General features: G+C 58.3%; 14 protein-coding genes. 12 read left to right on the forward strand and 2 right to left on the reverse strand.

Annotated elements, in window-relative coordinates:
• The first annotated feature begins 2 nt into the window (after positions 1 to 2).
• Both ASD58_RS16310 and ASD58_RS16315 read left to right on the forward strand, forming a co-directional pair.
• Positions 3 to 887: a branched-chain amino acid ABC transporter permease gene (locus ASD58_RS16310; protein WP_057262233.1), complete on the forward strand. Its 885-nt coding sequence runs from the start codon at positions 3 to 5 to the stop codon at positions 885 to 887.
• Positions 888 to 1,865, forward strand: a complete 978-nt coding sequence (locus ASD58_RS16315; protein WP_057262234.1) for a branched-chain amino acid ABC transporter permease — start codon at positions 888 to 890, stop codon at positions 1,863 to 1,865.
• Here ASD58_RS16315 and ASD58_RS16320 read toward each other — a convergent pair.
• Complete coding sequence (locus ASD58_RS16320) at positions 1,862 to 2,590, reverse strand: hypothetical protein (RefSeq protein ID WP_156401315.1); 729 nt, start codon at positions 2,588 to 2,590, stop codon at positions 1,862 to 1,864. The genes ASD58_RS16315 and ASD58_RS16320 overlap by 4 nt on opposite strands.
• Before the next feature lie 57 nt (positions 2,591 to 2,647).
• The gene (locus ASD58_RS16330) at positions 2,648 to 3,805 is read right to left on the reverse strand and encodes an iron-containing alcohol dehydrogenase (protein WP_057262282.1); all 1,158 of its coding nucleotides are present in this window, start codon (positions 3,803 to 3,805) and stop codon (positions 2,648 to 2,650) included.
• A 92-nt stretch (positions 3,806 to 3,897) separates the two neighbouring features.
• Between ASD58_RS16330 and ASD58_RS16335 the strand changes: the two genes are divergently transcribed.
• From ASD58_RS16335 to ASD58_RS16380, 10 genes are all read left to right on the forward strand, one after another.
• Positions 3,898 to 4,659 (forward strand): TSUP family transporter, encoded by a 762-nt coding sequence (locus ASD58_RS16335; protein ID WP_057262237.1) that lies wholly within the window; start codon positions 3,898 to 3,900, stop codon positions 4,657 to 4,659.
• A 157-nt stretch (positions 4,660 to 4,816) separates the two neighbouring features.
• Entirely contained in the window at positions 4,817 to 6,745 is a 1,929-nt protein-coding gene (mnmG, locus tag ASD58_RS16340) for a tRNA uridine-5-carboxymethylaminomethyl(34) synthesis enzyme MnmG (protein WP_057262238.1), read from the forward strand.
• On the forward strand, positions 6,745 to 7,389 hold the full coding sequence (gene rsmG, locus ASD58_RS16345) for a 16S rRNA (guanine(527)-N(7))-methyltransferase RsmG (protein WP_057262239.1): 645 nt from the start codon (positions 6,745 to 6,747) through the stop codon (positions 7,387 to 7,389). Before mnmG ends, rsmG begins: the two co-directional genes overlap by 1 nt.
• A gap of 98 nt (positions 7,390 to 7,487) precedes the next feature.
• The gene (locus ASD58_RS16350) at positions 7,488 to 8,258 is read left to right on the forward strand and encodes a ParA family protein (protein ID WP_057262240.1); all 771 of its coding nucleotides are present in this window, start codon (positions 7,488 to 7,490) and stop codon (positions 8,256 to 8,258) included.
• A gap of 15 nt (positions 8,259 to 8,273) precedes the next feature.
• A complete protein-coding gene (locus ASD58_RS16355) occupies positions 8,274 to 9,161 on the forward strand; it encodes a ParB/RepB/Spo0J family partition protein (protein ID WP_057262241.1) in 888 nt (295 codons plus the stop codon).
• A 225-nt stretch (positions 9,162 to 9,386) separates the two neighbouring features.
• Positions 9,387 to 9,755: an ATP synthase subunit I gene (locus ASD58_RS16360; protein ID WP_057262242.1), complete on the forward strand. Its 369-nt coding sequence runs from the start codon at positions 9,387 to 9,389 to the stop codon at positions 9,753 to 9,755.
• A gap of 19 nt (positions 9,756 to 9,774) precedes the next feature.
• On the forward strand, positions 9,775 to 10,596 hold the full coding sequence (atpB, locus tag ASD58_RS16365; RefSeq protein ID WP_057262243.1) for a F0F1 ATP synthase subunit A: 822 nt from the start codon (positions 9,775 to 9,777) through the stop codon (positions 10,594 to 10,596).
• Positions 10,597 to 10,668: 72 nt separating this feature from the next.
• The gene (gene atpE, locus ASD58_RS16370; protein ID WP_057262244.1) at positions 10,669 to 10,950 is read left to right on the forward strand and encodes a F0F1 ATP synthase subunit C; all 282 of its coding nucleotides are present in this window, start codon (positions 10,669 to 10,671) and stop codon (positions 10,948 to 10,950) included.
• Positions 10,951 to 10,990: 40 nt separating this feature from the next.
• Positions 10,991 to 11,461: a F0F1 ATP synthase subunit B gene (locus ASD58_RS16375; protein WP_057262245.1), complete on the forward strand. Its 471-nt coding sequence runs from the start codon at positions 10,991 to 10,993 to the stop codon at positions 11,459 to 11,461.
• Positions 11,462 to 11,463: 2 nt separating this feature from the next.
• Positions 11,464 to 11,997: a F0F1 ATP synthase subunit delta gene (locus tag ASD58_RS16380; protein WP_057262246.1), complete on the forward strand. Its 534-nt coding sequence runs from the start codon at positions 11,464 to 11,466 to the stop codon at positions 11,995 to 11,997.
• Positions 11,998 to 12,019: the final 22 nt, after the last annotated feature.

Raw genomic sequence — 12,019 nt, forward strand, 5'->3', positions numbered from 1 at the left:
AGATGGAGATTTTCGGCCGCCCGCTCCCGATGATGATGTCCCAGCTTTTACTGGGACTCGTCAACGGCTCTTTTTACGCCATGCTGTCGCTCGGCCTCGCCGTGATTTTCGGGCTGCTGAACGTGATCAACTTCGCGCACGGCGCCATGTACATGATGGGCGCCTTCCTCGCCTGGATCGGCATGACTTACTTCGGCATGAGCTATTGGAGCATGCTGTTACTGGCGCCGTTGATCGTTGGCGTGCTGGGTGTGGTGATCGAAAGGACCATGCTGCGCCGCCTGTACAAGCTTGATCATCTTTACGGCTTGCTGCTGACGTTCGGACTGACCCTGCTGGTAGAAGGTGGTTTCCGCTCGTTTTACGGGGTCTCTGGGCAGCCGTTTGAAACTCCCGAGGCCTTGCAGGAGGCGACCGACCTTGGCTTCATGGTCATGCCGAATTATCGCGCCTGGGTGGTGTTGGCTTCCCTGGTGGTTTGCCTGGCGACCTGGTTCGTGATCGAGAAAACCAAATTGGGTGCTTACCTGCGTGCCGGCACCGAGAATCCGAAGCTGGTGGAAGCCTTCGGGATCAACGTGCCGTTGATGGTGACCCTGACCTATGGCTTCGGCGTCGCTTTGGCGGGCTTTGCAGGCGTCCTGGCGGCTCCAATCCAGCAAGTGACACCCTTGATGGGGTCTAACCTGATTATCGTCGTATTCGCCGTTGTGGTGATTGGGGGTATGGGTTCGATCCTGGGCTCGATCGTGACCGGGCTGGCACTCGGCGTGATCGAAGGGCTGACAAAAGTGTTCTATCCCGAGTTTGCCAACACCGTTGTGTTTTTGGTGATGGTCATCATCTTATTGCTGCGCCCCGCCGGCCTGTTTGGCAAGGAACGTTAAATGAACAAGAAGCTGGGCTACTCCATCGCATTCGCGCTGGCGCTGGGCGCGCCGTTCGTCGGCTACCCCGTGCTGCTGATGAAGCTTCTCTGCTTCGCGCTGTTTGCCTGCGCGTTCAACCTGCTGATTGGCTTCACTGGCTTGCTGTCGTTTGGCCACGCGGCTTTCTTCGGTGCGGCAGGTTATTTCGCCGGCAACGCCTTGAAGAATTGGGGACTGCCTTTTGAATTGAGCTTGCTGGTTGGGGTGCTGGCCGGAGCGGCGATTGGCTTGGTGATGGGTAGTTTGGCGATTCGCCGCCAGGGGATCTACTTCTCGATGATTACGCTGGCGCTGGCGCAGATGGTGTATTTCGCGGCGCTGCGCTTTACCGATTTCACCGGTGGCGAAGATGGCTTGCAGGGTGTTCCGCGGGGCAAGCTGCTCGGCGTGCTGGACTTGGGCAGCGACCTGACAATGTACTACGTGGTGCTGGGGATCTTTATTGCCGGCTTTGCCCTGATCATGCGCACGGTGCATTCGCCGTTCGGCCAGGTACTGAAAGCGATCAAGGAGAACGAACCGCGGGCGATCTCGCTGGGCTATGACGTGGACAAGTACAAGCTGGCGGCATTCGTACTTTCCGGCTCGCTGGCTGCTCTTGCGGGCGCTACCAAGTCGATTGTGTTGGGCTTTGAAACGCTGACCGACGTGCACTGGGCGATGTCCGGGCTGGTGATCCTGATGACCCTGGTGGGCGGGATGGGGACGCTGGTGGGGCCGATCATCGGCGCGATCCTGATCATCGCTCTGGAGAACAAGCTTGGTGATTTTGGCAGCATGATGGCCAACGCCACTGGCATTGAGTGGTTCTCGACGCTTGGTGAAGCGGTCAGCCTGGTAATCGGCTTTATCTTCGTTGCCTGCGTCCTGCTGTTCCGCAAAGGAATCGTCGGCGAGATCCTGTACCTGCTAGGGAAGAAGCGTAAGCAGGCTTAGCGGGTTGGCTTGAGGCGCACGCTATCGACCCATCCGACGGCGATTTTCCCGGTCCTGGGATGCTGGTAGACCACAAGGGAATAGCGGCCATTTACGCTCGAAACATCCAGGTGGTCGCCGGGAACGACGAAGGTGCCTGCGATCGGACAGCTTTCGTCCGGCCCCGAATAGAATTGCAGTCGACTTTCGCCTGCAGCGGTGACGGGGCCGGCTTGCGGCGATTTGATACGACCGCCCTTTTCCATGCCTTGCTCGTGCTTTGTGAAGCACGCTTCGGACACTGGCGGCAATTCAATGACCCTGCCGTCTTTCCAGATCAGCTGTTCGACTTTAGCCCCTGCCGCCTGACGCAAATGAATGATTGGGTTTGAGCCGGCAAGGCTGACTCCTGCGAGATCGGTGCAGTTGCCCAGTTCGGGCGATGCCTGGACCGTTCCGTTCGGCTGGATACTGATGAGGCGGTAGCTGTTGTGGCAACTGAGTCCCGGTTTCCAGGATTTGATGACCACATAATCTTGAGAGGCCGCCGGAACCACATGAAAGATCGCCGCTTCGTCTGCCTCGTTTACGGTGAGTACATTGCGCCCTTGGTGGAAGACGGCTGGCTTGCCCGCAAGATAACGAATTTCTGTGCGCCCGTAGCGGCCATCGATTCCATCTCCGGCCTGGGCCGGAGCGGCCGTAAGGAAGGCGAGGAAAATGGAGACGATAGGGCGCAACACCATATGAGCGTTTTCGCTTGGTTAGGGAAGCGCGGATTATAGCTTTGCCGGCGGGATGAATCAGAGCGCGAGTTTGTACAGTGCGTAAGCGTCTTCGCGAGTAAGCGGGCGCGGGTTGTTGCCGAGCAGGCGGGTTTGCTTCATCGCGTCGTCTGCGAGCAGGTCGAGGTCCGATTCGACGATGCCGACCTGGCGAAGGGTACGCGGCAGGCCGGTGATGGTGGCGAATTGTTGCATTGCAACAGCGAGTGCTTCAGCCCGGATATGCGCGTTACCTTCAGCGTGAGGGACGACAATGGTCGCCAATTCGGCATACTGCTCGGCACATGCCTCGGCGTTGAAGCGCAGGACGTGGGGCAGTACCAAGGAGTTGGACAGCCCGTGCGGGACATGGAAAGTGCCGCCAATGGGATAGGCCAGCGCGTGCACGGCGCCGACTGGTGCATTGGTGAAAGCTTGGCCGGCCAGCATCGCGCCGAGGAGCATGGCTTGGCGAGCGGCCAGGTCGTGTCCGTTTTCGCAGGCGCGGATAAGGTGACGGGATAGCAGGCCTAAGGCCTGGCGCGCGAGTCCGTCCGATAGTGGGTTCTTCTTGTGCTTGCTGGTGTATGCCTCGATGGCGTGAACCATGGCGTCGATGCCGGTCGCGGCGGTCACTGCGGGCGGCAGTCCGATGGTGAGTTCGGCGTCGAGGATGGCCAGGTCGGCGAATAGCTGGGATGCCACGATACCCATCTTGCTTGTGGCACCGGTCGTCACGATCGAGATGTTGGTGACTTCGGAGCCGGTGCCGGCGGTGGTGGGGATCTGGACAAGGGGCAGGCGCTCGCCACGGACGTTGCCGACGCCGTAGATTTCTGCCAGCGATTGGGGGCTGGCGGTAAGCACGGCGACCAGCTTGGCGACGTCCATTGAGCTTCCACCGCCGAGGCCAATGACGAGTTCGGTCTCATGCCGCCTGGCGACAGCGAGTGCCTCTTCGATGACGTGTTCTGGCGGATCAGCTAGCACGTCGGCAAATTGTTCCACGTGAAACATTGCCGCGCGCAAGCTGGCGAGTGGTGCGTCGGCCAAACCAGTTCGCAGGAAACCCCGGTCGGTGACCAGCAGCACCCGCCGGGCATCCGGGAATCGGGTGCGCAATTCCCGCCCCAGTTCTTTTGTAGCGCCGGGAGCGGAGAGGATGGTAGGAACGGTCGAGAAGCTGAAAGAGGTCATCGGATTCATCGGGAAAGCTTACACCAGCCTCCAGCGTCTTGCTCAGTTCCGACTTACAATATGTCGTTTGCGAATAGGGCTGGGGCGGTGAGATGGTCGAATATGGTTTGTTGGCGGGGGCAGCATTAGCGGCCGGTTTTGTAGATGCGGTAGTGGGCGGCGGTGGACTGATCCAGATTCCAGCACTGTTCTCGGCAATGAGCGGCACGCCGCCAGCGACCTTGTTGGGCACCAATAAGGTGGCCAGCGTGTTTGGCACCAGTGCGGCTGCAGTGAACTACGCGCGCCGCACGCGGATTGCCTGGTCGACCGTCGCCCCGGCGGCGATCGCCGCGTTCCTGTTTGCCTTCCTCGGCGCCTATACCGTTACCAGGATCCCGCCCGATTTCCTGCGCGGCTTGCTGCCATTCGTGTTGCTGGCAGTCGCGGCCTATACCTTCTATCGCAAAGACTTGGGCAGTGTCCACGCTCCGCTGCACACCGGCACCAAGGAAAGGGTGTTGGCGGTGTTAGTCGGTGCGGGTATTGGGTTCTACGACGGGTTCTTCGGTCCAGGCACCGGCAGTTTCCTGGTTTTCCTTTTTGTTCGAAGCTTTGGCTTTGACTTCCTGGGTGCTTCGGCGGCGGCCAAGGTAGTGAACGTTGCGTGTAATGTCGCGGCGATCCTGTTGTTCGGATTCACCGGACATATCATCTGGCAGCTGGGGCTGATGATGGCCGTATGCCAGGTGGTCGGCTCCGTGCTCGGAACTCGGCTGGCGCTGAAGCATGGAAGTGAGTTCGTGCGGCGGCTGTTCCTGGTTGTGGTGGTGCTGTTAATCATCAAAACCGGCTATGACGCATGGTTGAAGTGATAGTGTTTCACGTGGAACAATGTTGAAGAGGGCGCCAAACGGCGCCCTTTTTGTTTCACGTGAAACATTGCGTGCAAAAAAATCCTGCCCAAAAAATTCGCACGGTCGAAAAAACTTTATAATTCAGTTCGATCCCCAGCTTTCCCCCATTTTTACCATGTTATTTCCTACTGAATTCGACGTTATCGTTGTCGGCGGTGGTCACGCCGGTACCGAAGCGGCCCTCGCTTCTGCCCGCATGGGCCAGAAGACTCTCCTGTTGACCCACAACATTGAGACGCTGGGACAGATGTCGTGCAACCCATCCATTGGCGGCATTGGCAAAGGCCACCTCGTGAAAGAGGTCGACGCAATGGGCGGTGCCATGGCCATCGCTACCGATGAGTCGGGCATCCAGTTCCGTATCCTGAATTCGTCCAAAGGACCTGCCGTGCGTGCGACCCGCGCCCAGGCCGACCGCATCTTGTACAAGGCCGCCATCCGTCATCGCCTTGAAAACCAGCCGAACCTTTGGCTGTTCCAGCAGGCAGTGGACGACCTGATGGTGGAGGGCGACCGCGTGGTCGGCGCCGTCACCCAGATTGGCTTGAAGTTCCTCGGCCGTGCCGTGGTGCTGACCGCCGGCACTTTCCTGGACGGTAAGATCCACGTCGGCCTGCAGAATTTTTCGGCCGGCCGCGCCGGCGATCCGCCAGCCATTTCGCTGTCCGCGCGCCTGAAAGAATTGAAGCTGCCGCAGGGCCGCCTGAAGACCGGCACCCCGCCGCGCATCGACGGCCGCAGCATCGACTTCTCGCAAATGACCGAGCAGCCGGGCGACCTGGACCCGGTGCCGGTGTTTTCGGTGATGGGCAATGCCTCCATGCACCCGCAGCAATTGCCGTGCTGGATTACCCACACCAACCAGAAGACCCACGACATCATTCGTGGCGGTCTGGATCGCAGCCCGATGTACACCGGCGTGATCGAGGGTGTCGGCCCGCGCTATTGCCCGTCGATCGAAGACAAGATTCACCGCTTCTCGGCCAAGGAATCGCACCAGATCTTCCTGGAACCGGAAGGCCTGACCACCCACGAGTTCTACCCGAACGGCATCTCGACCAGCCTGCCATTTGACGTACAGATCGAACTCGTGCGCTCGATGAAGGGCCTGGAAAATGCGCACATCCTGCGTCCGGGCTACGCCATCGAGTACGACTATTTCGACCCGCGCGGCCTGAAAGCTTCGCTGGAAACCAAGGCCATCAACGGTCTGTTCTTCGCCGGCCAGATCAACGGCACCACCGGTTACGAAGAAGCGGCAGCCCAGGGCATGCTGGCGGGTATCAACGCCGCGCTGCAGACCAAGGGTGAGGAGGCCTGGACGCCAGCGCGTTCCGAAGCCTATCTCGGCGTACTGGTCGACGACCTGGTCACCCAAGGTGTGCAGGAACCATACCGCATGTTCACCAGCCGCGCGGAATACCGCCTGAGCCTGCGTGAAGACAACGCTGACATGCGCCTGACAGAAATCGGGCGTAAGCTCGGTGTGGTCGGCGACGCGCAGTGGGAAGCGTTCGACCGCAAACGCGAAGCCGTGGCGCAGGAGCTGGAACGCCTGAAATCGGTCTGGGTCAACCCGCGCATCCTGGCGGCAGCCGAATCTGAGCGTGTGATTGGCCAGGCCATCGAACGCGAATATTCGCTGGCCGACCTGCTGCGTCGTCCGGGCGTTGGTTACGAAAAGTTGATGACCATGACGGGCAACGACGGCCAGCCGCTGGCTGGCCCGGGCGTCACCGATGAGGCAGTCATGGAGCAGATAGAAATCACCCTGAAGTATTCGGGCTATATCGATCGCCAGTTGCGCGAAGTCGAGCGTCACGAGCATTACGAAAACCTGAAGCTGCCGGAAGGCTTCAACTACGCCGAGATCACGGCGTTGTCGATGGAAGTGCGCCAGAAACTGCAGAAGCACCGTCCGGAAACCCTGGGCCAGGCTTCGCGTATTTCGGGCGTGACGCCAGCGGCGATTTCGCTGCTGCTGGTGCACCTGAAGAAAGCCGGCTACGGCGGTTTCGTTACGCTGAAAGATGAGGCGGCCTAATGGCGTTGTTTGATCGCGCCGCATTGGCGCACGTACTGAAGAACGGTGTCGACAAGCTGGACCTGGGCCTGGGCGAGGCGCAGCAGGAAAAGCTGCTGGACTACCTGGCCCTGCTGAACAAGTGGAACAAGGTGTACAACCTGACGGCCGTGCGCGACCCGATGGAAATGATGACCCTGCATGTCCTGGATTCGCTGGCAGCAGTGCCGGCCTTCAAGGATGCGCAGAATGTGCTGGATGTTGGGGCAGGGGGTGGATTGCCGGGCGTGGTCCTGGCAATCGCCAGGCCGGACATGAAGGTGTCAATGATCGATATCGTGCACAAGAAGACTGCTTTCCTGAACCAGGTGAAAGCAGAGCTGGAGCTGGGCAACGTAACGGTGTACACGAAGAAGGTGCAGGAACTGCAGGTCAAGACGCCTTACGACGTCATCACCTCGCGGGCTTTTGCGGACCTCAGCGATTTTGTGAACTGGTCCGGGCACCTGCTGGCAGAGGGCGGGCGATTCATCGCCCTGAAAGGCACGGCGCCGGCAGAGGAGCGCGAGCGACTGCCAGACCCATGGAAAGTGAACGAGCTACAGCCTTTGCAAGTACCAGGACTGGACGCACAGCGTCACCTGGTTTTCATCGGCAGGGCTTAACTGGCTAAACAGTATAAATAATTTTAATCGTTTATACGAAATAAATAGTATAAACGGTTTATACCGAATAAACGATTTAGACCATATAAGAAAACTCGATGGCCAAAATTTTCTGTGTAGCAAATCAAAAAGGCGGCGTAGGTAAGACTACCACGACTGTTAACCTGGCCGCCGGCCTGGCCAAACTAAATCAACGAGTGTTGCTTGTTGACCTCGACCCCCAGGGTAACGCGACAATGGGCGCCGGGATCAACAAGGCGACCCTCCAAGCTTCTACTTATGAAGTCTTGCTCGGCACTTCCGACGTGGCCACAGCGCGCGTGCGTTCGGAAGCAGGCGGCTTTGACGTGCTGCCTGCCAACCGCGAACTGGCCGGTGCTGAAGTCGAGATGGTTCAGCTCGAAAACCGCGAGCGCCGCTTGCGCGATGCGCTGGGTCTGGCAGCCAAAGACTATGACTTCATGCTGATCGATTGCCCTCCTGCGCTGTCGATGTTGACACTGAACGGTTTGTGCGCGGCGCATGGCGTGATCATTCCCATGCAGTGCGAGTACTACGCGCTGGAAGGTTTGTCCGACCTGGTCAACACCATCAAGAAGGTGCACGCCAACCTGAACCCGGACCTGAAGATCATCGGCCTGCTGCGCGTGATGTTCGATCCGCGCATGACGCTGTCGCAGCAAGTCTCGGCCCAGCTCGAGCAGCACTTCGGCGACAAAGTATTCAAGACCATCATCCCGCGCAATGTTCGTCTGGCCGAGGCACCGTCCTACGGCATGCCGGGCGTGACTTTCGACCCGACGTCGAAGGGCGCCCAGGCGTACATCGCCTTCGGCGCCGAGATGGTCAAACGTATCAAGAAAATGTAAGCGGACTTATCCACAATGGCTACCAAAAAAATGAAAGGCCTCGGCCGCGGTCTCGACGCGCTGCTCGGCGGCGACGAAGATCCGTCCAATCCAACTTCGCACCCGACGCCGTCGGAGATGGCAGTGCAATTCCTGCAAGCCGGCAAATACCAGCCACGGACCCAGATGGACGAGGGTGGCTTGGCTGAGCTCGCCTCGTCGATCAAGACCCAGGGCATCATCCAGCCGCTGCTGGTCCGTCCGGTTGGCATCGACAAGTCGACCGGTCATGTCAAATATGAAATCATCGCCGGTGAGCGGCGATTCCGTGCGGCACAACTTGCCGGTTTGGAAACTGTGCCGGTCCTGGTGAAGGATGTGGATGACACGACTGCGGCCGCAATGGCCCTGATCGAGAACATCCAGCGCGAAGATCTGAACCCGCTTGAAGAAGCGCAGGGTATTCATCGGCTGATTACCGATTTTTCGTTTACCCATGAGCAGGCAGCCCAAGCAGTTGGTCGTTCGCGCTCGGCAGTTTCCAATTTGCTGCGTTTGCTGAACCTGGCGGAACCGGTGCAGACCATGCTGATGGCCGGCGATATCGATATGGGTCACGCGCGCGCGCTGTTGGCTGTCGATGCAGCATCACAAATTGCCTTGGCGAATGTTGTTGTAGCGAAACGACTGTCGGTGCGTGAGACGGAGAAACTTGTCCACAACCATATGGAAGAGGCGAAGGCGAAGCCGACAGCTCGGGCCAAGGAAAAGTCGGGGGATATCAAGCGGCTGGAAGAAGAGCTGTCGGATACCTTGGCAACTTCCGTCGTGTTCAAGATGGGGGCCAAGGGACGTGGCCAGATGATCATCGATTTCGCGGATCTCGATATCCTGGATGGGGTTATCGCCCGCCTGCGCGGCTAAAACCGGTAAGGCGGTGTCTGACCCGCAGGGTCAGACACCGGGTCAGCGACGGCCGCGTGACGCCGGTTTGCCGGTTTTGATTACCCCGGAAGTAATCGCCAAATGCCTACCTTTTCAGCAGAATAAGTTGTTGTTAGAGCGACTTTTAGCGATGCACCACGTTTGACCTTGGTGATGTAAACAAACTATAATCCCGTGTCTTTGGGTCTAAAGGAATGGTGGCAAGTGAGTGATCCTTCGAGAAGTATCGCCTGGCCAGTTTTCCGCGTAGTTGCCCTGCAATTAACAATCGCCGTCCTGTTTTCTGCCACCGTGGCGCTTTTCGCCGGGGTGGAAAAAGGCTGGTCCGCAGCCATGGGCGGCGGTATGGCAGTGATCGGTAGCCTGGTCTACGCGCTGATGGTGGCGCGCGGCTCCGATGATGCAAAGAAAGCATTTCGAGCGCATTTCCGCGCCGAAATGCTGAAGGTATTTGTAACGGCAGTGCTGTTTATTTGCGCACTGGTGCTGTTTAAGTCAGCTGCCTGGTTGTGGCTGATCCTAGGATTCGTAGTGGCAACCCTGGCTTATTGGCTGTCGCTGCTCAAGATTTAATCATTAAAAATTCGGACCTATGACTACTGAACACGCTACGGGCGGTCACGCCGGCCCGGCTAACGCCACTGAATATATCCAGCACCACCTGTCACACCTGAACAGCGCTGGTGAAGTTGTTACTCCTGGCTCCATCAACCTGGACACCTTCTGGATCTCCCTGATCCTGGGCTTCGTATTCCTGGGCATGTTCTACATGGCCTCCCGCCGCGCCACTGCCGGCGTGCCAGGCAAGCTGCAGAACTTCGTTGAATGGGTCATGGAGATGGTCAACGAGACCGTCAACTCCGCATTCCACGCCAAATCCGCTGTCATCGCTCCACTGGCCATCACCATCTTCGTATGGGTTTGGCTGATGAACGCAATGGACTTCCTGCCTGTCGACCTGCTGCCTAAAGTGCTGAGCTGGTTCGGCGTGCACAAGCTGCGCGTAGTTCCTACCGCCGACGTGAACCACACCTTCGGCATGTCGATCGGCGTCCTGCTGTGCATTATCGGCTTCTCGATCAAGGCAAAAGGCGCTGGCGGCTGGACCAAAGAACTGTTCACCGCACCGTTCCACGCACACGGCACCGTTGCCACCATCATCCTGGCACCGATCAACTTCATCTTCCAGATGCTGGAACTGTTCGCCAAGCCGATTTCCCTGTCGCTGCGACTGTTCGGCAATATGTACGCCGGCGAACTGATCTTCATTCTGATCGCGCTGCTGCCATGGTGGGCACAGTGGCTGCTGGGCGGTCCATGGGCAATCTTCCACATTCTGATTGTTACCCTGCAAGCGTTTGTGTTTATGGCGTTGACGGTTGTGTACCTGGCCCTCGCGGTTGAGAAGCACTAATCAGCAACTTATTCGTAGTATTTGGTTTTAGTTTTTTGGTATTTTCGTTTTTTTTAAATTAGGAGAAATCTAATGCAAGCTCTGATCGCACAAGTACAAAGCATGACCGTTCTGGCCGTAGCAATCATCGTTGGCCTGGGCGCCATCGGTACCGCACTCGGCTTCGCTATCCTGGGCGGCAAGTTCCTGGAAGCTTCGGCACGTCAACCAGAACTGATGCCACAACTGCAAACCAAACTGTTCGTTATCGCTGGTCTGCTGGACGCGATCTCCATGATCGGCGTTGGTGTTGCTCTGCTGTTCACCTTCAACAACCCATTCCTGACCGCCGTTCTGTCCGCTGCTGCTCAGTAATCTTTCTCCTGAACCTGGAGAAAACTTTTAGGAGCAAGGTATGAACATCAATATGTCTCTCATCGGTCAGATGATCACCTTCGCGGTGCTCGTCTGGTTCTCGATGAAGTTCGTATTCCCAGCGCTGAATAATGCGCTGGATGAGCGTGCCAAGCGAATTGCAGATGGTCTGGCTGCCGCCGACCAAGGTCAGGCTTCGATGCAGAAAGCTGAAAAAGCTGCTGCAGAAGCCATGACCGCTGCCCGTAACGATGCCTCGTCGCTCGTTGCGGACGCTGAAAAGCGTGCTCAACTGGTCGCAGAAGAAATCAAAGCAAACGCACAAGCCGAAGCTGCCCGCATCGTGGCACAAGCTAAAGCTGAAGCTGAGCAGCAAGTAACCCAGGCCCGTGAAGCTCTGCGTGGCCAAGTGGCTGACCTGGCTGTGAAGGGCGCCGAGCAAATCCTGAAGCGCGAAGTCAACGCGTCGGCTCACGCTGACCTGCTGTCTCGCCTGGCTACCGAGCTCTGATTATGGCAGAGCTCGCAACCGTCGCCCGTCCTTACGCGGAAGCCCTCTTCCGCGTAGCCCAGGCTGGCAACCTCGCGCAGTGGTCCGATCTGGTGTCCGAGATGGCCCAGATCGGTTCGCATGAAGAGGTGCTGGCATATGCCCGCAATCCAAAAGTTCTGGATAGCGATGTCATCGCAGCCATCAAGGCCTTGCTGAAATCGCCGCTCAACGCGGAAGCGAACAACTTCCTCTCGATGCTGATCGAAAACGGTCGTATCGCATTGCTGCCGGAAATCGGCGCCCAGTTCGCGCTGCTGAAGAACGCAGCCGAAGGTGCGGCAGACGCCGAAATCACGAGCGCATTCGACATGAGCGAAGCCCAAGTGGCCGAGCTGATCAAGACGCTGGAAAAGAAATTCAGCCGCAAGCTCAAACCCGTCGTGTCCGTCGATCCTTCGCTGATCGGTGGTGTGCGCGTCGTGGTTGGCGACGAAGTGCTGGACACTTCGGTCAACGCCAAGCTGCAGCAGCTGCGTTCCGCGCTGGTCGCCTAATCAGGCCGCCTTTCGCGACAGC

This window comes from Duganella sp. Root1480D1, from assembly GCF_001427305.1.
Taxonomy (GTDB): Bacteria; Pseudomonadota; Gammaproteobacteria; order Burkholderiales; family Burkholderiaceae_D; genus Rugamonas.